Origin of the sequence: Marinovum sp. (genome assembly GCF_034669705.1) — a bacterium.
In the GTDB taxonomy this organism is placed as follows: Bacteria; Pseudomonadota; Alphaproteobacteria; order Rhodobacterales; family Rhodobacteraceae; genus Marinovum.
Genome location: NZ_JAXMOR010000009.1, coordinates 93,331 through 113,079 on the forward strand (window position 1 = coordinate 93,331; position 19,749 = coordinate 113,079).

Annotated in this window: 17 protein-coding genes; 8 read left to right on the top strand and 9 right to left on the bottom strand. The window is 66.2% G+C overall.

The genetic code is table 11. The features are described 5' to 3' along the window. Positions 1-3: 3 nt before the first annotated feature. Complete coding sequence (locus VOI27_RS08865; protein ID WP_323764969.1) at positions 4-765, bottom strand: helix-turn-helix transcriptional regulator; 762 nt, start codon at positions 763-765, stop codon at positions 4-6. Positions 766-1,063: 298 nt separating this feature from the next. On the opposite strand from VOI27_RS08865, the gene VOI27_RS08870 reads away from it, so the two are divergent. Continuing rightward, positions 1,064-1,450 carry a hypothetical protein gene (locus VOI27_RS08870; RefSeq protein ID WP_323764970.1) on the top strand — a complete coding sequence of 129 codons (387 nt, stop codon included), beginning with the start codon at positions 1,064-1,066 and terminating at the stop codon, positions 1,448-1,450. Positions 1,451-1,581: 131 nt separating this feature from the next. On the opposite strand, the gene ilvN is transcribed toward VOI27_RS08870, so the two are convergent. Then, complete coding sequence (gene ilvN / locus VOI27_RS08875) at positions 1,582-2,145, bottom strand: acetolactate synthase small subunit (protein ID WP_323764971.1); 564 nt, start codon at positions 2,143-2,145, stop codon at positions 1,582-1,584. A 63-nt stretch (positions 2,146-2,208) separates the two neighbouring features. After that, positions 2,209-3,963 carry an acetolactate synthase 3 large subunit gene (locus tag VOI27_RS08880; protein WP_323764972.1) on the bottom strand — a complete coding sequence of 585 codons (1,755 nt, stop codon included), beginning with the start codon at positions 3,961-3,963 and terminating at the stop codon, positions 2,209-2,211. 622 nt (positions 3,964-4,585) lie between these two features. Between VOI27_RS08880 and VOI27_RS08885 the strand changes: the two genes are divergently transcribed. The 5 genes from VOI27_RS08885 (at position 4,586) to VOI27_RS08905 (ending at position 11,375) form a co-directional block, all read left to right on the top strand. Continuing rightward, the gene (locus VOI27_RS08885) at positions 4,586-5,665 is read left to right on the top strand and encodes a twin-arginine translocation signal domain-containing protein (RefSeq protein WP_323764973.1); all 1,080 of its coding nucleotides are present in this window, start codon (positions 4,586-4,588) and stop codon (positions 5,663-5,665) included. A 115-nt stretch (positions 5,666-5,780) separates the two neighbouring features. Next, on the top strand, positions 5,781-6,704 hold the full coding sequence (locus VOI27_RS08890; RefSeq protein ID WP_323764974.1) for a TRAP transporter small permease subunit: 924 nt from the start codon (positions 5,781-5,783) through the stop codon (positions 6,702-6,704). Positions 6,705-6,716: 12 nt separating this feature from the next. Then, positions 6,717-9,071: a TRAP transporter large permease gene (locus VOI27_RS08895; RefSeq protein ID WP_323764975.1), complete on the top strand. Its 2,355-nt coding sequence runs from the start codon at positions 6,717-6,719 to the stop codon at positions 9,069-9,071. 604 nt (positions 9,072-9,675) lie between these two features. Then, a complete protein-coding gene (locus VOI27_RS08900) occupies positions 9,676-10,572 on the top strand; it encodes a diacylglycerol/lipid kinase family protein (protein WP_323764976.1) in 897 nt (298 codons plus the stop codon). Beyond that, positions 10,572-11,375 carry a metallophosphoesterase gene (locus tag VOI27_RS08905; protein WP_323764977.1) on the top strand — a complete coding sequence of 268 codons (804 nt, stop codon included), beginning with the start codon at positions 10,572-10,574 and terminating at the stop codon, positions 11,373-11,375. The genes VOI27_RS08900 and VOI27_RS08905 overlap by 1 nt, the downstream gene beginning before the upstream one ends. Before the next feature lie 6 nt (positions 11,376-11,381). Here VOI27_RS08905 and VOI27_RS08910 read toward each other — a convergent pair whose 3' ends face one another. The 4 genes from VOI27_RS08910 to VOI27_RS08925 all read right to left on the bottom strand — a co-directional run bounded on the left by VOI27_RS08910 (position 11,382) and on the right by VOI27_RS08925 (position 13,867). After that, positions 11,382-12,203, bottom strand: a complete 822-nt coding sequence (locus VOI27_RS08910) for an arginyltransferase (RefSeq protein WP_323764978.1) — start codon at positions 12,201-12,203, stop codon at positions 11,382-11,384. 116 nt (positions 12,204-12,319) lie between these two features. Then, positions 12,320-12,757: an RDD family protein gene (locus VOI27_RS08915; protein ID WP_323764979.1), complete on the bottom strand. Its 438-nt coding sequence runs from the start codon at positions 12,755-12,757 to the stop codon at positions 12,320-12,322. 72 nt (positions 12,758-12,829) lie between these two features. Next, complete coding sequence (locus VOI27_RS08920; protein WP_323764980.1) at positions 12,830-13,288, bottom strand: DUF2852 domain-containing protein; 459 nt, start codon at positions 13,286-13,288, stop codon at positions 12,830-12,832. Positions 13,289-13,390: 102 nt separating this feature from the next. Continuing rightward, positions 13,391-13,867 carry a YbaK/EbsC family protein gene (locus tag VOI27_RS08925; RefSeq protein WP_323764981.1) on the bottom strand — a complete coding sequence of 159 codons (477 nt, stop codon included), beginning with the start codon at positions 13,865-13,867 and terminating at the stop codon, positions 13,391-13,393. 186 nt (positions 13,868-14,053) lie between these two features. Here VOI27_RS08925 and VOI27_RS08930 point away from each other — a divergent pair, with 186 nt between their 5' ends. Together VOI27_RS08930 and VOI27_RS08935 are read left to right on the top strand one after the other, a co-directional pair. Continuing rightward, on the top strand, positions 14,054-16,834 hold the full coding sequence (locus VOI27_RS08930) for a glutamine-synthetase adenylyltransferase (protein WP_323764982.1): 2,781 nt from the start codon (positions 14,054-14,056) through the stop codon (positions 16,832-16,834). Next, positions 16,834-17,097 carry a hypothetical protein gene (locus VOI27_RS08935; RefSeq protein ID WP_323764983.1) on the top strand — a complete coding sequence of 88 codons (264 nt, stop codon included), beginning with the start codon at positions 16,834-16,836 and terminating at the stop codon, positions 17,095-17,097. The genes VOI27_RS08930 and VOI27_RS08935 overlap by 1 nt, the downstream gene beginning before the upstream one ends. A gap of 3 nt (positions 17,098-17,100) precedes the next feature. Here the strand turns inward: VOI27_RS08935 and eda are convergent, their stop codons facing one another. Continuing rightward, the gene (eda, locus tag VOI27_RS08940) at positions 17,101-17,745 is read right to left on the bottom strand and encodes a bifunctional 4-hydroxy-2-oxoglutarate aldolase/2-dehydro-3-deoxy-phosphogluconate aldolase (RefSeq protein ID WP_323764984.1); all 645 of its coding nucleotides are present in this window, start codon (positions 17,743-17,745) and stop codon (positions 17,101-17,103) included. Positions 17,746-17,823: 78 nt separating this feature from the next. After that, entirely contained in the window at positions 17,824-19,626 is a 1,803-nt protein-coding gene (gene edd / locus VOI27_RS08945; RefSeq protein ID WP_323764985.1) for a phosphogluconate dehydratase, read from the bottom strand. Positions 19,627-19,749 lie beyond the last annotated feature (123 nt).

A 19,749-nucleotide genomic window follows, 5' to 3' on the forward strand; every position in this document is an offset into this window, starting at 1 on the left:
CGATCAGGCAAAGGGCTTGTCCGGGCGCAGCAGCGCCTGGTCGCTCTCGGTGAGCTGGCTGAAGGTGCGGAAACCGGCGCCGCGCCCGACCTTGAGCGCGCTCGACATGCCGCGGCCGAGATGCTCCCAGACGATGCGCGCCATGCGGTGGCTGTTCTCGCTCTCATGGGTGATGCGGGCGGTAAAGCCGGTCCAGGTGCGGTTCTCGAGCGAGGGCACCCGGTGCAGGAAGGTGAACGAGCCGCTGGTCGCCCCGCGCCGCGCCACCAGCGCCGCCACACCGCGATCCTGACGATAGAAGAAGCCGCCGAACTCGCGGCCCCGCGGGCTTTCCGGCAGGCCGACGCGCGACATCGCCTCGCGCGCCTCATGCCCGCGCACAAAGCAGAAGTCGCCGAGCCGGTAGACATAGACCAGCGCCTCGACGAATTTCTGCTCGTCCATGAAAGAGCGGCGGATGAACCGGTAGAAGCCGTCGGGCAGCAAATCCTGGCCGATCTGGGTCACCTCCGGGCCGAGAAACCCGGCCAGTTCCGGGTGGTGCATCACGAAGCCCGAGGTTGTTGCAATTTGTTCCACCGGCTCGAGCAATATACGCGCATCAACGTCAAAGAAGGTGCAGATCCGATGCAGCACGTCCGGGCGAGGAAAGCTCTCTCCGCTCAGGTAACGGTTGAACTGGGTGCGATTGATGCCAAGATCGCGGCACAGGGCGGAAATCGACGGCGCGTCGCGGCACAGATGCTTGAGGTTTGCGCCGAACATGGCGCGCAGTTCGGCAGGCGAAGCGGTGGATCGGGACTGTGTTGTGGCAGGGTTGGGCAAAGTCTGAAGTCTCGCGGCGTGTGAGGCGGTCTTTTACGGTGCAAATCACGGAAGAAATTCACGAATCCGGGCGGGAGACCATGGAAATGATGCTGCTTCGCGTCAGGCGACGCGGATTAGCTTCAAACCTGACCCAAGCTGGCACAAATTACAAGAGTTCCTGACCCTCTCCGGACATTCGCAAGACTGAAATTTGTGCCACATTTGACAGCAACGAGACGCAATAAAGGTGAACGCGATGTCACTTGGACGCATGTGCGGGGTGGTGCTTTGGGCCAATCCTGACGACCAGAAAGCGGTGGTCTGGTGCGAGGATCAGGGCAATCTGGCCTTCTACCTTGAACCGCAGGATACCGCGTTGTCTGGCGTGGCGCTGGATGCCGGCGATCTGATCGAATTTGAGCTGCGCGAGGAGCCGCAGTTCCGCCGGGTGACCAACCCGACGCTGCTGGTGCAGGATCATGCGCCGGAGCTTGTCGCCAAGCTGGGCCGCTGCGCCAATTCCGCCGGTGCCGCGTCTGCGGGCACAGAGGCTGGCAGCAGCAAGAGCAACAGCAATGTCGTGCCCTTTCCGCGGGCGCGCGACTGGGCCCAGTCGCTCTCGACCCCGCAGGTCATCGCCTGATCCGGAGCTCGGCCGCACGGTGGGGGTGCGGCACGCAGGGAAACGCCGCCGTGAACCAGGGGTCACGGCGGCGTTTTTCGTGTCGGGTGCCGGCTGTCTGCAGGGCCGGCGCGGTCAGCGGATGTCGCGGCTCACTGCGGCCCGCGACTGATCGCTGCGACGCCGGTGCGCGCCACCTCGACGAGGCCCAGGGGCCGCATCAGCTCGGCGAAGGCGTCGATCTTGTCGGGCGCGCCGGTGATCTGGAAGACGAAGCTCTCGAGCGTCGAATCCACCACCTGCGCGCGGAACACATCTGCCAGCCGCAGCGCCTCGACCCTGTCGTCACCCTTGCCGGCGACCTTGATCAGCGCCAGCTCGCGCTCGACCGAGGGGCCTTCGACAGTCAGGTCATGCACCTCGTGCACCGGCACGATACGGCCGAGCTGTGCCTTGATCTGCTCGATCACCTGCGGCGTGCCGGTGGTGACCACGGTGATGCGGCTGAGGTGACCGGTATGGTCGACCTCGGCCACGGTGAGGCTTTCAATATTGTAGCCGCGGCCGGAAAACAGCCCGATCACCCGCGCCAGCACCCCCGGCTCGTTGTCGACGATGAGGGTCAGCGTGTGGCGTTCCTGCACGTCGGAGAAGTTCGGCCGCAGGTTGTAGGCGGAATGCTTCGATGAGCCTTTTTTGATCTTAAGCGCAGACATGATCTCTTCTTCCGTTTGAAAATACCTTGGGTGTCCGGGAGCAGAGCCCCGGACATGGCGACCTCAGACCATCACCGCGCCCTTGGAGCCGATCGCATCCTTGGTCGAGGCTGCGCCCAGCAGCATCTTGTTGTGCGGCTCGCCCGACGGGATCATCGGGAAGCAGTTCTCGTGCTTTTCGACCAGGCAGTCGAAGATCACCGGCCCGTCGTGGTTGATCATCTCGATGATCGCATCGTCGAGCTCGGCCGGGTCCTTGACCAGGAAGCCCTTGGCGCCGAAGGCCTCGGCGAGCTTGACGAAATCGGGCAGCGCCTCTGACCAGGAGTGCGAATAGCGCTCGCCGTGCAGCAATTCCTGCCACTGGCGCACCATGCCGAGGCGCTCGTTGTTGAGGATGAACTGCTTGACCGGCAGGTCGAACTGCACCGCGGTGCCCATCTCCTGCATGTTCATCAGCCACGAGGCCTCGCCGGCGACATTGATCACCAGTGATTTCGGATGCGCCACCTGAACGCCGATCGAGGCCGGGAAGCCGTAGCCCATGGTGCCGAGCCCGCCGGAGGTCATCCAGCGGTTGGGATCCTCGAAGCCGAGGTATTGCGCCGCCCACATCTGGTGCTGGCCGACCTCGGTGCAAATGTAGCGGTCATGCCCCTTGGTCAGCGCCTCGAGCCGTTCGAGCGCGTATTGCGGTTTGATGCCTGGACCGTCGTTCTTGTAGCTCAGGCAGTCGACCCGGCGCCAATCCTCGATCGACGCCCACCATTTCTGCAGCCCCTCGCGGTTGACCTTGCGGCCGCGCGCCTTCCAGACCTTGAGAATATCTTCGAGCACATGGCCCACGTCGCCGATGATCGGCATGTCGACGCGGATCACCTTGTTGATCGAGCTGGGATCGATGTCGATATGCGCCTTGCGGCTGTGCGGGCTGAAGGCATCGAGCCGGCCGGTGATCCGGTCGTCGAACCGCGCGCCGATGTTGATCATCAGGTCGCAGCCGTGCATCGCCAGATTGGCCTCGTAGAGACCGTGCATGCCGAGCATGCCGAGCCAGGCCTTGCCGGAGGCAGGGTAGGCGCCGAGGCCCATCAGCGTCGAGGTGATCGGAAAGCCCGTGGCCTCGACCAGTTCGCGCAGCAGCTGGCTGGCGGCGGGGCCGGAGTTGATCACCCCGCCGCCGGTGTAGAACACCGGGCGTTCGGCGGTCTCGATCGCTTCGACCAGCTCGGTGATGGTCTCCATGTCGCCCTTCACCCGCGGCTGGTAGTGGCCGAGGTCGGCCTTTTCCGGCGGGGTATAGGTGGCGGAGGCGAACTGCACGTCCTTGGGGATGTCGATCAGCACCGGGCCGGGGCGCCCCTGGGTGGCGACGTGAAAGCCCTCGTGGATCAGCGAGGCCAGGTCCTTGGTGTCCTTGACCAGCCAGTTCATCTTGGTGCAGGGGCGGGTGATGCCGACGGTATCGGCCTCCTGAAAGGCATCCGAGCCGATCATGAAGGTCGGCACCTGGCCGGTGAGCACCACGATCGGGATCGAGTCCATCAGCGCATCGGTCAGCCCGGTCACCGCGTTGGTCGCGCCGGGGCCCGAGGTCACCAGCGCCACGCCGGGCTTGCCGGTCGAGCGGGCATAGCCCTCGGCGGCATGCACTGCCGCCTGTTCGTGGCGCACCAGAATGTGACGGATGGCGTTCTGCTGGAACAGCTCGTCATAAATCGGCAGCACCGCCCCGCCCGGATAGCCGAATACCGTGTCCACACCCTGATCCTTCAGGGCCTGAACCACCATCTTTGCTCCGGTCATCTGACGTGTCATCTTGTTGCTCCGTTCATGACGTCATCCACTTGCTTGCGCGCACAAAAAAACCCCCGAAAACTTCGGGGGCGCATGGGGTACCGTTCAGGGTGTCCGTTACCGGCCCATGCGCCACTTGACTACTACGACGACTAGACGTGCCATTGAATGCGACCTTCCTTGTGCGTGGGCGCGACACTAGGTGAGCCCGGCCAGAGGGTCAACCGCTGTTTGGCCGGTTTTCTTTGCAAAAGTTGCCCGGCAGGCGGCTCTGACGACAGGAATGCAAACTTCATCCCGGCCTGGCACACCCTCGCGCGGCGGCTGAGGGGCCCCTGCGGCGGCCGATCCGGGACCGGCGACCGAGCCGCTGCGGCGTCAGCGCTAACAGTCAATTAACAAGACAAATATGACCGGATCACAAGCACTTGCCTGTCGTTGCGGCAGCGAGCAGATCGCTTGCTGCGCTGCAACCAAACCCCTTCGGATGCAAGTGCAAAAATTTTCGAATCCGGAAAATGTGGGTATTTCCACAGCCCGCCTCAGCCGCTAACCTCCGGCACGTTACCAACGATCCGCCACGTCCCGGCCGGCGCCAGCCGCAGGCCGGGACGTGGCAGAAAAAAACCAATGGGAGGTATGAATGGATCGTCGTTCATTTTTGAAGAATTCCGCACTCGGCGGCACCGCGGCCGCGGCCACGACCCTGGCCGCGCCGGCCTATGCCCAGGGCAAGCGCACCCTGCGCCTGGTGACCTCGGTGCCGGAGGGCTTTGCCGTCTTTGACGACGCGGCACAGTATTTCACCGACGCCGTCAACGCGATGTCGCAGAACCTGACCATCCAGAAGAACCCTGCCGGCACGCTCGTCGGCGCCTTCGAGGTGTTCGATGCCGTGACTGCCGGCCAGGCCGACCTCTATCACTCGGCCGACTACTACTTCGGCGGCCAGCACCCGGGCTACTACTTCTACACCGCCGTGCCCTTCGGCGGCACCGCCCAGGAGCTGATCAACTGGTACGAGCATGACGGCGGCAAACAGCTGCACGACGAGCTGGGCGAGATCTTCGGTCTGAAATCGTTCCTCGCGGGCAACACCGGCCTGCAGCCGGGCGGCTGGTTCAACAAGGAAATCAACTCGGCCGAAGACCTGCAGGGCCTGAAGTTCCGCATGCCCGGCCTTGGCGGCCGCGCGCTGGGCCTTGCCGGAGCCTCGGTGCAGAACGTGCCGGGCGGCGAGATCTATCAGGCGCTGTCCTCGGGCTCGATCGACGGTGCCGAGTGGATCGGTCCCTTCGCCGACGAACGCCTCGGCCTGCAGGAGGTCTGCGACTTCTACTACACCGCCGGCTTCCACGAGCCCGGCTCGGCGCTGTCGTGTGCCTTCAACCGCGACGTCTTCAACGAGCTCGACGCCGAAGATCAGAAGATCGTCGAGATTGCGGCCCAGGCGACCCACTACTGGTCGCTGGCGCAGAGCTATGCCAACAACGCGGCGGCGCTCGAGCGGCTGCAATCCGGCGGCACCAAGCTGATGACCTTCCCCGATGACGTCTGGGAAGCCTTCGGCAAGGCCTCGAGCGAAGCGCTCGACGAGCACATGGGTGACGAGCTTTATGCCCGCATCCGCGAAAGCTTCAACGCCTCGCTGAAGAAATCGTCGCGCTGGACCTCGGTCTCTGACGACGCCTATCGCCAGCAGCGCGACCGCGTTCTGGGCTGATCGGCCCGACACCCAACTGAAATGAGGTCCCCGGCACCCGTGCCGGGGGCCTTGCTGTACCGACGGCGGGGATCTCCGGGTCCGGCCGGAGGTGGGGATATCGAAAGGGAGCAAGATGCTGGACGGTCTCGTTTGGGCGCTGCAGAACCTCGTGCTGGCGTTCTGGAACCTCGCCACCGCGCTCGTCAACTGGTCACAGTGGATGAGCTGGACTGGCGGGCTGGACACACCCGAGGACAAGGCGGCGCTGATGCGCTTCATCTACTACGGCGGCTCGACAGAGCTGTTCTTCGTCGCCTTCACGCTGTTCCTGGTGATCTTCATCGCAGGGATCTTTGCCAACCGCTTCCTCTGGGGGGTGGTGATCGCGCTCGAGGGCTTTGCCAACGGCATCGGCCGGTTCTTTGCCTGGGCCGGCATCCTGATGGTGATCCAGCAGATCCTCATCGTCTTCAACCAGCGGATCTTCGCGACGCCCGAGATCGCACTCGGCTTCGGCTCGGTGCTGACCCGCGACATCAGCTGGTGGGCCGAGGAGCTCAAGCTCTACAATGCGATGATCGTGGCGCTCTGCGTCACCTATACCTTCGTGCAGGGCGGGCATGTGCGCGTCGACCTGATCTATTCCTCGATCTCCTTCCGCGCCAAGCGCATCGTCGACATGATCGGCTGCATGATCTTCATGATCCCGGCGGCGGTGCTGACCTGGATGTACGGCTGGTATTTCCTCTGGCGGCATCTGGTGGTGCCGAAACCCTCGGCCTCCGACACGCTCGACCGGCTGATCGCCAAGGCCCGCGCCCTGCGCTGGAACGTCGAGACCATCGGCTTTTCGCCCAACGGGTTCGACGCCTACTTCCTGTTCAAGATCCTGCTCGTCGCCTATGCCGGGCTGGTCTTCATCCATGCCTGGGCCTTCTTCTACCGCTCCTTCCTGGAGTGGCGCGAAGGGCCCGAGTCTGAGCACAAATACCTCGACCGTGACGTCCTCGGCAGCGAAGAAGCCGAGCTCGTGCACGCGATCGAAGAACATCACTAAGGGGCAGGGCACATGCTATTCGGACTTGATGGCGTCGAGATCGGCCTGATCATCGTCTTCCTCTGCCTCTTCGGGGGCATCCTTTCCGGCTTTCCGGTGGCCTTTGCCATCGGCGGCGCCGGCATCATCTCATTCGGCATCATCGCCGCGCTCGACAGCGCGGGGTTGCTCTTGCACCAGGCGATCGACACCGGCTCGGCGATGTATTCCGACCTGGTGGCCCAAGGGGTGCGGCCGGATTCGATATCGGTCTTCCGATACCCCGATCTGCCACGCTACAGCGAACCGGTCTTCCCGCGCGGCTGGGAAGTGGCGCTCGACCGCAACATTTCCTTTGTCGTCAACCGCATGAACGAGCGCGTGCTGGCCGGGCAGTCGATCGAGACCCTGCTGGCGGTGGCGATGTTCGTGCTGATGGGCATCACACTGGAACGGTCGCGGATCGCCAATGACCTGCTGACCACCATGGCGCGGGTCTTCGGCCCGCTGCCCGGCGGCCTCGCGGTCTCGGTGGTGGTGGTGGGGGCCTTCCTTGCCGCCTCGACCGGCATCGTCGGCGCGACGGTGGTGACCATGGGGCTCCTGTCGCTGCCCACCATGCTGCGGGCGGGCTATTCACCGCAGCTCGCCACCGGGGTGATTGCGGCCTCGGGCACCCTGGGCCAGATCATCCCGCCGTCGATCGTCATCGTCCTGCTCGGCACCCTTGCGGGCGATCTCTATTCCGCCGCACAGGAAGAGCGCGCCACGCTGGTCGGCTGTACCGATGCGCTGACCTATCTGGGCGAGCCCGCGGTGGTTTCGGTCGGCACCCTGTTCCAGGCGGCGCTGCTGCCCGGCATCCTGCTGGCCGGGCTCTACGGGCTCTATGCCTTTGGCTACGCGCTGGTGAACCCCTCGAAGGCCCCCGCGGTCGAGTTGGGCGACGCCAATGGCGAGCCGGTGACCCGTGGCGAGGCCATGACCTGGTTCCTCGGCGTGCCGGCGCTGCTGATCGTCGGCATGATCGCCCTCGGTCAGGTCGGCGTGATCGGCTCTCAGGACGTGACCGTCGACAGCTATTCCGACGCCGGCGAAACCGCCAGCCTGCGCACCAATGTCGGTGCCGACTGCCGCGCGGCGATGATCGACCTGCACGGCCAGGAGGCCTGGGACGCGGCGATCGCCGAGCAGCAGACGATCAACGAGGCCGGCGGTGTCGAGCAGGCCCGCGAGCTGAGCGAGGAAGAGCGCGAGACCCTGCGCCAGACCAAGCTGGCCAACAGCCCGGTGATCGGCACCGGCGTCGCGGTGGGCTTTTTGCTGCTGGCGCTGGCGCTCAGCGTGGCGCGCGGCGTTTCGCCCACCGCCGAGCCCTTGCCGCTGGTGGTTGGGGCGGTCGGCGTGGCGATGGCGCTGTTGTTCGATGCGCTCTTCATCTCGCCGCTGACCAGCTCTGGCGTGACCTTCCTGATCCTGCTGCTGCCCTTGGCGCTGACCCTCTGGGGGGTGCGCTATGCCGCGGGGATCCTGTCGCAGAACGAGCTTCTGCGGGTGGTCTTCCCGCCGCTGGTGCTGATCATCGCGGTGCTGGGCTCGATCCTCGGCGGCATCACCAACCCGACACCGGCAGCCGCGCTTGGCGCCGGCGGGGCGATCATGCTGGCGGCCTATCGCAAGCTGGCGGATGAGAACCGCTCGGGACGGATGATCATCTGGACTACCTTCGCAGTGGTGATCATGATCCTGGTGGGCGTGAACTTCGATCTGCGGATCGGGCTGGCCGATGTGGCGCTGGAGAGCTGGATCGCCTATCTGGTGGCGCAGGCGGCCTATCTGTTTGCCATCTTCGGGCTGTTCTATGCGCTCTGGGTGCTGTTTGCCGGCGGGGTGCTGACCCCGGTGGTGCGCGAGACGGCCAAGGTGACCTCGATGGTCTTCACGATCCTGATCGGCTCGCAGCTCTTGAACCTGGTGGTGATCTCCTTTGGCGGCGAGCATTACATCCAGACGTTCCTGCAGAGCTTCGACAACGAGTTCAAGGTCTTCCTGATCGTGATGCTGGTGCTCTTCGTGCTGGGGTTCGTGCTCGACTTCCTCGAGATCATCTACATCGTGATCCCGATCGTCGGCCCGGTGATCTATGGCGGCACGTTTGACCCCAAGTGGGTGACGATCATGATCGCGGTCAACCTGCAGACCTCGTTCCTGACGCCGCCCTTCGGCTTTGCGCTGTTCTATCTGCGCGGGGTGGCGCCCAAGGAGGTGACGACGGGGCACATCTATCAAGGCGTGCTGCCCTTCGTGCTGATCCAGGTGGTGGGGATCGCGATCCTGTGGTTCTTCCCGGCGATCGTGACCATCGTGCCGGATTTGATCCCGAACTAGGGTTCGGAGCGTTGCGGGGAGGCCGGGCCGGGGGTCCGGCCTTTTCCGTTGGCGGTGGGTTGGAAACCCACCCTACGCGAATCGGTGGGGAATTTTCCAAGCGCGTTAACAGCGGGCAGCGCCCGCCGCGCATCGCCGGGCCGCTCCCAGGCGCGGCGATTTGGCCGCCACCAGCGCTGCCCTCAGAAGTTCTACGGGCATTGCCGAGATAAACTACCATAGGGCGCCGATGGGTCGCCGCACCACGGCCCTGCGATGCGCGGCTCTGAACCGTCGCAATCGGTCCGCGCGCGTTAACAGCGGGCAGCGCCCGCCGCGCATCGCCGGGCCGCCCCCAGGCGCGGCGATTTGGCCGCCACCAGCGCTACCCTTAGAAGTTCTACGGGCATTGCCGAGATAAACTGCCATACAGCGCCGATGGATCGCCGCACCACGGCCCTGCGACGCGCGGCTCTGGACCGTCGCAACAGGTGAAAGCGCGTTGACAGCGGGCAGCGCCCGCCGCGCATCGCGCCCGCACCTTCGGGAATTTTCAGCCCATGGAACCGTCGCCCTTTTCGCGCATTGTCCTTGTGAGGCTAGACACCACGGACAGTGACCCATCATGCGCGCATGCATCATACTCAACCCGGCGTCCGGGCGGGGCGACCACAGGGGCGACGAGGTGCGCGCCGCGGCCGCCAAATATCCCGAGGTCGAGATTCGCGAAATCCCTTCGCCGAAGAAACTCTCCGAGACCGTCGAAAAGGCGCTGGCCGACGGCTGCGACCCGATCATTGCCGCCGGCGGCGACGGCACCATCGGCGCGCTGGCCTCGGCGCTTGCCGGCACCGGCGTCACCTTGGGCATCCTGCCGATGGGCACCTTCAATTACTTCGCCCGCAGCCTCGACCTGCCGCAGGATCCCGCCGAGGCGCTGGAGATCGCACTCAACGGCGCCTCGCGCCAGGTGCCGATCGGCGATGTCAACGGACGCATTTTCCTCAACAACGCCAGCCTCGGCGCCTATGCCTCGGTGCTCAGCGTGCGCGAGCACGTCTATCGCAACTGGGGGCGGAGCCGATTGGCGGCCTATTGGTCGGTGATCGTCGCGATGACCACCATCTACCAGTCGCTCAAGATGAAGATCACCGTCGACGGCGAGACCCACCAGCTGAAATCGCCGATGGCCTTCGTTGCGATCAGCGCCTACCAGCTTGACGAGTTCGACCTCGACGGCGCCGAGGCGATCAAGCAGGGCAAGCTGGCGCTCTTCGTGGCCCGCGATGTCGGCCGGCTGCAGCTGCTGTGGCGGGCGTTGCGGATCTTTTTTCGCGGCGCGCGGTCGGGCACCGATTACGTGCTGCTGACCGGCGCGGACATCACCATCGAGACCCGCCGCAACAAGCGCCTGATCGCCCATGACGGCGAGAAGGAGCGGATGCCCGGCCCCTACCGTTTTCGCCTGAGACAGGGCGCGCTGACCGTCCGGGTGCCGCAAGACGCCGAACAGGCCGCGTGATGCGGCTGGCTCTGCTCTCCGACCTGCACTTCGGCCGCGCCAGCCCCGAGCTGGTGCCGCCGCTGCTGGCGGCGCTCGACACCGCGGCACCCGACCATATCGTGATTGCCGGCGATTTCGTGCAACGCGCCCGCGCCAGCCAGTACCGAATGGCGCGCGACTTCGTCGACCGGCTGTCGGTGCCCTGGATGGCGGTGCCGGGCAACCATGACATCCCGCTCTTCAACCTGCCGGCCCGCCTCGGCTGGCCACGCCGCGCCTATCGCCGCTGGATCGCCAAGGACACCGAGCCGCTGCTCGAGACGCCGGGCTGCCTTGTCATCGGTCTCGACACCACCGACCGCTGGAGCCGACAGGGCGGGCGGGTCGATGACACGCAGATCGCCCGCGTGGCCGGGCTGATCCGCGACAATGCCGCCCACCGCATCGTGCTGATCGCCGCCCATCATCCGTTTCACCAGGGCGAGGATATCGCCAAGAAGCTGATGCGCGGCGCGCCGCAGGCGCTTGAGGCCTGGGCCGAGGCCGGGCCGCATGTGATCCTGACCGGTCACCTGCACCAATGGCTGGTCGAACCCTTCGTCTCGCGCAAGAACCGCTCGGCCACCCTGCAGGTGCACTGCGGCACCGGGCTCTCGACCCGGCTGCGCGGTGAGCCGAACGAGTTTGCCCTGCTCGACATGCACGACCGCGCGGTCGAGATCCGGCGGATGGTGGCAGAGGGGGCAGAGACCGGTTTTGTCGAGGCCGGCAACTGGTGCTTCGAGATCGACGCCGGAAACTGGGGTCTGTCGAAGAGCTGAGGAAGCTCAGCGCCGCTTGGGGCTGATGTCCGGCAACGAGATATTGGCCACCTGCTCGGCAATCGGGTCGGTCGACAGCGGATGGTGCTCGGCGTCATAGTCATCGGGATCGCGCATCGGCACCCAGCGCCCGCCGCGATAGACCTCGAGCCCGGCGAATTTCGCCTTGTAGCCCATCTTGGGGCTGCCCGGCACCCAGTAGCCGAGATAGACAAAAGGCAGCCCGGCCTCGCGCGCGATCTCGATGTGATCGAGGATCATGTAGGTGCCAAGGCTCTGGCGCGGCAGTTCGGGCTTGTAGAAGGAATAGACCATGCTGAGCCCGTCATCGAGCACATCGGTCAGGCAGACCGCGGTCAGGCTGCCCTCTGTCCGGTCGGTATATTCCACCACCCGCGAGCGGATCGGCGTTTCCTCGATCATCGCAGCGAATTCAAAGACATCCATATCGGCCATCCCGCCCTCGGCGTGGCGGCTCTCGAGATAGCTGCGGAACAGGTCGTACTGCTCGTCGGTGGCCCAGGGCGAGGTCGCCCGCCGCGCGAGATGGTCATTGCGCCTCAGGGTGCGCTTCTGGCTCTTTGACGGAGCAAAGGCCTCGACCGAGATGCGCGCCGACATGCAGGCGGCGCAATCGGTGCAGGACGGCCGGTAGAGCACGTTCTGCGACCGTCGGAACCCCTGTTTCGACAGGCTGTCGTTGAGTTTCTCGGCGCTCTCGCCCTGGAGCGCGGTGAACAGCTTCCGTTCCAGCCGGCCCTCGAGATAGGGGCAGGGCTGCGGAGCCGTCACGTAGAATTGCGGCGCGAGCGGAAGCGTGTGGCGCATGAGAGGATCCCTTGACTTGGCAAAAAGATAACAACGAAACCCGCCGTCGCCAAGCGCAAGACTTGGACGACGGCGGGGATTTGCGTGGGTCAGGGGGACGGGCGCGGTGCCCCGGCTCAGGCCCGGCGGTTCACCATCACGGTGCCAAGCACCATGTCGGTCAGGCCCTGGCCGCGTTCCGAGGTGATCATCAGCACCATCGAGCCCAGCTGGACCAAGGCCATCAGGCAGCTCAGATAATAACCCGTGGTGTGCAGGAAGGCGCCGCCAAGGTCGAGCCGCGCGCCTTCCGCGCTGCGCAATTCGACCGACATCACCCGCATCCCAAGGGTCGCCGATCCGCCTGAGATCGTCATCACCCGGTAGATGAAGCCGATGAAAGCATAGAGGAAGGGAAGGAAAAACAACCCGATGAAGGCCGTGAATGGCAGGGCGATCAGGGTCAGGCCGAGAATCAGGCCGACGTCGATCAGCCAGGCCAGCAGGCGTTTGGGTGCGATGTCGGCGTAAAACTCGGGGTGGTACTGTGGGTCGGGCAGGGCGGCGGTGTGCATCATGTCCTCCGTTGGGAAAGGTGCCCCCGCGTTTTGGGGGGCACCCGGTCGTGGTCTCATGCGGCGGCCGGGTCAGGCGTCCCGGCGCGGGTCCGACGCGGCATCATCCTCGGCACGGGCCTTGGCGGCCTCGCGGCCACGGTCGTCCATGAACTGGTCGAACTCGGCCTTGTCCTTGGCGGCGCGCAGCCGTTCGAGGAAGGCTTCAAAGCTCTCCTGCTCTTCCTGCAGACGGCGCAGGGTCTCTTCCTTGTAGGCGTCGAAAGCGCTGTTGCCAGAGGGTTTCATCGCGTTCCAGCGCGCCGCGTGGCGACCGGTACGGTAGGAAGATTTGCAGGACTTGCCGAACATGCGTTTGCTCCAGATCATGTAGCCGAGAAGGGCGAGGCCAACTGGCCAGAAGAAGATGAAGCCCAGGACCATCGCAGCAATCCAGGCGCCTTTGCCCTTACTGTCGAGCCAGGCCTCGCTACGCGAGAACCAGCCCTGTGTGGACCGGATCGGGTGGACTTCGGTTGCGACGGTTGTCATCGGGGCTCTCCGTTGTTGGTTTCGATGTGAATGTCTTTCACATTACATCAGATGGGACGCCCGCCCCCGGCCCGCAAGTCTCCATGTGAATGTTTTTTACATTTATTTTGACTCTGCAATGAAATCAGAAGCTTGCGCACCGGTCAGCGGTTCGAGAGCCGCCGAGGGCAGGGCAAAGACATGCCGCGGCGTGCCGCCGGCGGCCCAGATTTCGTCGAAGTCCAGCAGCCGCGGGTCCAGAAAGGCCCGGATCGGGTTCAGGTGGCCGATCGGTGCCACGCCACCGATGGCAAAGCCGGTCTGTGCCCGGATCAGCGCCGCATCGGCCCGGCCCAGCGGCTCGCCGGCCAGCGCGCTGGCCTTGCCATCATCCACCCGGTTGCCGCCGGCGGTGAGAAACAGGATCGCCTCGCCGCTCACCGCGCCGCGAAAGATCATCGATTTGGCGATCTGGTCGAGATGGCAGCCCACCGCCTCGGCTGCCTCCTGCGCGGTGCGTGCCTGTCCCACCTCGACGATCGCACTCTCGATCCCCGCCGCCTCCAGCGCCCGCGCCACCCGTTTCAGCGATTTGCTCATGCCTGTCTCCTTTGCCTCCGAAAAACCGAACGCCCGCCCCGAGGTCAAGCCACCCCTGCTTCTTCTGTTCACAAATACCCTCGGGGGAGGCCGCAGGCCGGGGGCAGAGCCCCCAAAGCCCCGACAGCCACAGGGCCCCGATCACCGCCACTTGACGCCATCCCACCCCCATGCACAACGTGCGCCATGACTTTCGCCAGCCGCATCACCCGCTTGCCCCACGCCTTCGAGCCCGACCGCGGCGCCGAGACCCGTGCGCTCTTTCCCGACGTCGACCCGGCCATCGGCGAGCTGCTGGCGGGCACCGGCGGCTGCAGCCCCTATCTCAAGTCGCTCTGCGAGAAAGAGCAGGACTGGATCGCCCCGGCCTTCGACGATGCCGACGCCGCGCTCGCGGCGCTGTTTGACGACCTGCGCGAGACACCGCCCGACCGGCTTGCCTCGGCGCTGCGCCGGGCCAAGCGGCGGGTGGCGCTGCTGTCCGGTCTGGCCGATCTCGGTGGCGTCTGGTCGCTCGAAGAGGTCACCGGCACGCTGACCCGCTTTGCCGATCTCGCCACCCACCTGGCGATCCGCGCCACCGTCGGGCATGAACTGCGCCGCGGCAAGATCCCCGGCAAGAGCGAAGAAGATGCCGAGACCGGCGCCGGCATGGTGGCGCTGGCGATGGGCAAGATGGGCGCGCAGGAGCTCAACTACTCCTCGGACATCGACCTGATCTGCCTGTTCGACGAAACCCAGTTCGAGCGCGACGACTACCACGAGGCCCGTGCCGCGCTGATCCGCGCCACCCGCAAGATGGCGGCGATGCTCAACGATCAGACCGGCGAGGGCTATGTCTTCCGCACCGACCTGCGGCTGCGCCCGGATGCCTCGGTGACGCCGGTCTGCATGACCATGGAGGCCGCCGAGCGCTATTACGAGAGCATCGGCCGCACCTGGGAACGCGCGGCCTATATCAAGGCCCGTGCCTGTGCCGGCGATATCGCCGCCGGCGAGGGCTTTCTCAAGACTCTGACCCCCTTCGTCTGGCGCCGTCACCTCGATTTCGCCGCCATTCAGGACGCCCATGACATGCGGCTCCGGATCCGCGAGCACAAGGGGCTGGGCGGCCCGATCACCCTGCCGGGGCACAACATGAAGCTCGGCCGCGGCGGCATCCGCGAGATCGAGTTCTTCACCCAGACCCAGCAGATCATCGCCGGCGGCCGCGACCCCGAGCTGCGGGTGCGCGGCACCGTCGAGGGGCTGGCGGTGCTGGCCGACAAGGACTGGCTGCCCGCGGACCTGGCCGGGAAGCTGACCGAGCACTACCGCTTTCACCGCGAGGTCGAGCACCGGCTGCAGATGGTGGCTGACGCCCAGACCCAGACCCTGCCGAATTCCGACGAGGGCTTTGACCGGATTGCCGCGATGATGGGCACCGACCGCGCCGCGCTGCAATCTGATCTGATGGCGCGGTTGACCGAAGTGCACGACAGCACCGAAGGGTTCTTTGCCCCCGATCCAGAGACCGGCGGCCCGGCGCCGAACGTCGATTTCGACAGCGGCGTCACCAGCCGCTGGCGCAGCTACGCGGCGCTGCGCAGCCCGCGGGCGGTCGAGATTTTCAACCGCATCCGCCCCGAGATCCTCCGCCGCCTGGCCGAGACCGAGCGGCCCGACGATGCGCTCAATGCCTTCGACGGCTTCCTGTCGGGCCTGCCCGCGGGGGTGCAGCTGTTCTCGCTCTTCGAGGCCAACCCGCAGCTGATCGACCTGCTGGTCGATATCGCCGGCACCTCGCCGGCGCTGGCGCGCTACCTGTCGCGCAACTCCGGCGTGTTCGACGCGGTGATCGGCGGCGATTTCTTTGCCGACTGGCCGGGCGAGGCGGCGCTGACCGAAGAGCTGACAGAGGTGCTGGCGCGCGAGGGCGACTACGAGCGCAAGCTCGACGCTGCCCGCCGCTGGGCCAAGGAATGGCACTTCCGCATCGGCGTGCATCACCTGCGCGGGCTGATCGATGCCGGGCAGGCGGGCGGCCAATATGCCGATCTCGCCAGCGCCAATCTCGCCGCGCTCTGGCCAGAGGTGGTGGCCCAGTTCGGCCGCAAGCACGGCGCGCCGCCGGGGCGCGGCGCGGTGGTGCTGGGCATGGGCAGCCTCGGCGCGGCGCGGCTGACCTCGGCTTCCGACCTTGACCTGATCGTGATCTACGACGCCGAGGGCGTCGAGGCCTCGGACGGCCGGCGGCCGCTGCCGGCACGCACCTATTACGCAAGGCTGACCCAGGCGCTGGTCACCGCGATGACCGCGCCGATGGCTGAGGGGCGGCTTTATGAGGTCGACATGCGGCTGCGCCCCTCCGGCACCCAAGGCCCGGTGGCGACCTCCTGGCAGAGCTTCGAGACCTACCAGCGCACCGAGGCCTGGGTCTGGGAGCACCTGGCACTGACCCGCGCCCGGGCGGTGGCCGGGGCGGCGGACCTGGGCGCCGATGTCGAGGCGCTGCGCCGTGACCTCTTGGGCACACGCCCTGGCGACGAGGTGCTGCGCGAGGTGGCCAAGATGCGGGCGCGGATCGCGGCGGCGAAATCCCCCGAAGGCGTGCTCGATGCCAAGATCGGGCCGGGACGGATGCAGGATATCGAACTGCTGGCCCAGGCCGGCGCGCTGATTGACGGCTGCGCGGTGCGCGACACCGGCGAGGGGCTCTCGGCGGCGGCGCGCGCCGGGGTGATCTCAGAGGCCGAGGCAGGCTATATCGCCAAGGCCTATGACCTGCAGGGCGCGCTGCAAATGGCCTCGCGGTTGCTCAGCGACCGGCCGCTGAACCCCGAGAAGCTCACCGGCGGCGGGGCCGGTTTCGTGCTGCGCGAATGCGGCGCCGAGACGCTGGGCGATCTCGGCGGCATGCTGGCGGATTACCGCGATCAGGCGGACCAGGCGATCAGCGGTGCGCTAAAGCGGGCAGAGGAGGCGTGATGGCCAAGGGCGATGCATTGGACCCGCGCGGGTTGATCCACGAGAGCTACCGGATCGAGGGGATCACCGAGGGCGAGTGCCGGTCGATTTTTCTCGACTGGGCGCTGGCGGTAGAGGGCGATGTCGGTGAGAGCATCGATGCGCTTCTGGCGCGTCACGGGGTGGCCGCGCCGGACCACCCGATGACCAAGGTGCTGCGCGAGGGCCGCGCGCCGGCCGCGAAACCGCGCCGCCGCGGCGGCTGGCGGTCGCGCGACCGGTAGGGCTCAGTTGCGGGCCAGCGCCGCGGCTTCGCGGGCGAGCTCTTCGATCGCCTTCCAGTCGCCGGCCTGCACCAGGTTCTTGGGCGCGACCCAGCTGCCGCCGCAGCAGAGCACGTTGGGCAGGCTCAGGTAATCCGGTGCATTCTTCAGCGAGACGCCACCGGTCGGGCAGAACTTGATCTGCGGCAGCGGCGCGCCGATCGAACCCAGCGCCTTGGCGCCGCCATTGGCCTCGGCGGGAAAGAACTTCTGCACGGTATAGCCGCGTTCGAGCAGGCGCAGCGCCTCGGTGGTGGTGGCGGCCCCCGGCAGGGTCGGCAGATCGGCGGCTTCGACCGCGTCGAGCAGACGGTCGGTGCAGCCCGGCGTCACGCCAAAGCGCGCGCCGGCCGCCTTGGCGTTCTGCACGTCCTCGGGCGTCAGCAGGGTGCCGGCGCCGACGATGCCGCCCTCGACCTTGGCCATCTCGCGGATCACGTCGAGCGCCGCCGGCGTCCGCAAGGTGACCTCGAGCGCGGGCAGGCCGCCGGCCACCAGAGCCTCGGCCAGTGGCCGGGCATGGGCCACGTCCTCGACCACGAGCACCGGGACAACCGGCGCGCGGCGACAGAGGGCTTCGGTTTCCTTGGAGGCGTCTTGGGGGGTCATGTCTTTCAGGCTCCTGAGCATGTGGCCGGCGGCGGGAGCCTCCGGCGGGAGTTTATTTGGCAAGATGAAGAGCAGGGGTCACACAACCACGGCAGCCCCGTTGGATGCAAGCCCAACATTCTGCCGGAAGGCCTCGAAAAGCTCGCGTCCGACGCCATGGCCGTTGCCGGAGAGATCGACGGTCACCGCCTCGCGACTGTCGAAATCCTCGACCAGCGCCTCGATCCTGCCGTTGGTGGCATCGACGCGAACGACATCGCCGTCGCGCAGCTTGGCCAGCGGACCGCCGGCGGCGGCCTCGGGCGAGATATGGATCGCCGAGGGCACCTTGCCGGAGGCGCCCGACATCCGCCCGTCGGTGACCAGCGCCACCTTGAGACCACGGTCCTGCAGCACCGCGAGGGTGGGGGTCAGGCCGTGCAGTTCTGGCATGCCGTTCGACTTCGGCCCCTGGAAGCGCACAACAATCACTGTGTCCGAGGTGAACTCGCCGTTCTTGAAGGCCTGTTTCACCGAATCCTGGTCATGGAACACCCGCGCCGGCGCCTCGATGATGTGCCGCTCCGGTGCCACTGCCGAGACCTTCATCATGCCATGGCCGAGGTTGCCGTACATTTGCTTGAGCCCGCCGGTCGGTTGGAAGGCCTCGCCCACCGGGCGCAGGATCTTGTCGTTCTGGCTCACCTTGGCGCCGTCTTCCCAGACCAGTGTGCCGTCCTTGATCTTGGGCTCCTGGGCATAGGCGGCAAGCCCGCCGCCCATCACCGTGGTGGTGTCACCATGTAGCAGGCCCGAGTCCAGCAGGTCGCCGATCATGAATCCCAGCCCGCCGGCGGCGTGGAAATGGTTCACGTCGGCCAGGCCGTTGGGATAGACCTTGGCCATCAGCGGCACGGCGCTCGAGATCGCGTCGAAATCTTCGAGCTCGAGCTCGACGCCCGCGGCCCGCGCCATTGCCGGCAGGTGCAGCACAAGGTTGGTCGAGCCGCCGGTGGCCATCAGCCCGACGATGCCGTTGACGAAGGCCTTCTCGTCGAGCACGTCGCAGACCGGGGTGTATTCATTGCCCAGCGCCGTGATCGCCAGCGCGCGTTCGGTCGCGGCCTCGGTCAGCGCATCGCGCAATTCGGTGCCGGGGTTGACAAAGCTGGTGCCTGGCAGGTGCAGCCCCATGAACTCCATCAGCATCTGGTTGGTATTGGCGGTGCCGTAGAAAGTGCAGGTGCCCGGGCCGTGATACGAGGCCATCTCGGCCTTCATCAGCTCGTCACGGCCAACCTCGCCGGTGGCGAACTTCTGCCGCACCTTGGCCTTTTCGTCGTTCGGCAGGCCCGAGACCATCGGCCCGGCCGGGATGAACAGCCCGGGAATATAGCCGAAGGTGGCGGCGGCGATGATCAGCCCCGGCACGATCTTGTCGCAGACGCCGAGGTAGACGGCGGCGTCATAGGTGTTGTGGCTGAGGCTGACACCGGTGGCCAGTGCGATCACGTCGCGCGAAAACAGCGACAGCTCCATGCCGACCTGGCCCTGGGTCACCCCATCGCACATCGCCGGCACCCCGCCAGAGACCTGCGCGGTGCCGCCGGCGCGCCGGGCAGCGGCCTTGATCAGCTGCGGATAGGTCTCGAACGGCTGATGCGCCGAGAGCATGTCGTTGTAGGCGGTGATGATCCCGAGGTTGGGCGCCTGGGTGGTGGCAAGCGTCTGCTTGTCGTCCATCGCGGCATAGGCATGGGCCTGGTTGCCGCAGGTCAGGTGGCCGCGGCGCGGGCCTTCGTCGGCGGCGCGGCGCATCTTGTCAAGATAGGCGGCGCGGCGCGCCTCGGAGCGTTTGCGAATTCGGTCGGTGACATCGGCAATGGTGGGGTTCAGGGTCATGCTGGCTCCTATCGCGGCGGCGGCTGCACCGGGGCTGTTAGCGCTAACTTCTGCTGTCTTCTAGCCGCGGGTCCCGGTGATTGCAAGCCTCGTGCCGGGCAGAAGATAGCACATCCCCGGGGA

Coding starts and splice junctions, on each gene's coding strand:
- VOI27_RS08865 (WP_323764969.1), bottom strand. CDS start 765: ATGTTCGGCGCAAACCTCAAGCATCTGTGCCGCGACGCGCCGTCGATT.
- VOI27_RS08870 (WP_323764970.1), top strand. CDS start 1,064: ATGTCACTTGGACGCATGTGCGGGGTGGTGCTTTGGGCCAATCCTGAC.
- ilvN (WP_323764971.1), bottom strand. CDS start 2,145: ATGTCTGCGCTTAAGATCAAAAAAGGCTCATCGAAGCATTCCGCCTAC.
- VOI27_RS08880 (WP_323764972.1), bottom strand. CDS start 3,963: ATGACACGTCAGATGACCGGAGCAAAGATGGTGGTTCAGGCCCTGAAG.
- VOI27_RS08885 (WP_323764973.1), top strand. CDS start 4,586: ATGGATCGTCGTTCATTTTTGAAGAATTCCGCACTCGGCGGCACCGCG.
- VOI27_RS08890 (WP_323764974.1), top strand. CDS start 5,781: ATGCTGGACGGTCTCGTTTGGGCGCTGCAGAACCTCGTGCTGGCGTTC.
- VOI27_RS08895 (WP_323764975.1), top strand. CDS start 6,717: ATGCTATTCGGACTTGATGGCGTCGAGATCGGCCTGATCATCGTCTTC.
- VOI27_RS08900 (WP_323764976.1), top strand. CDS start 9,676: ATGCGCGCATGCATCATACTCAACCCGGCGTCCGGGCGGGGCGACCAC.
- VOI27_RS08905 (WP_323764977.1), top strand. CDS start 10,572: ATGCGGCTGGCTCTGCTCTCCGACCTGCACTTCGGCCGCGCCAGCCCC.
- VOI27_RS08910 (WP_323764978.1), bottom strand. CDS start 12,203: ATGCGCCACACGCTTCCGCTCGCGCCGCAATTCTACGTGACGGCTCCG.
- VOI27_RS08915 (WP_323764979.1), bottom strand. CDS start 12,757: ATGCACACCGCCGCCCTGCCCGACCCACAGTACCACCCCGAGTTTTAC.
- VOI27_RS08920 (WP_323764980.1), bottom strand. CDS start 13,288: ATGACAACCGTCGCAACCGAAGTCCACCCGATCCGGTCCACACAGGGC.
- VOI27_RS08925 (WP_323764981.1), bottom strand. CDS start 13,867: ATGAGCAAATCGCTGAAACGGGTGGCGCGGGCGCTGGAGGCGGCGGGG.
- VOI27_RS08930 (WP_323764982.1), top strand. CDS start 14,054: ATGACTTTCGCCAGCCGCATCACCCGCTTGCCCCACGCCTTCGAGCCC.
- VOI27_RS08935 (WP_323764983.1), top strand. CDS start 16,834: ATGGCCAAGGGCGATGCATTGGACCCGCGCGGGTTGATCCACGAGAGC.
- eda (WP_323764984.1), bottom strand. CDS start 17,745: ATGACCCCCCAAGACGCCTCCAAGGAAACCGAAGCCCTCTGTCGCCGC.
- edd (WP_323764985.1), bottom strand. CDS start 19,626: ATGACCCTGAACCCCACCATTGCCGATGTCACCGACCGAATTCGCAAA.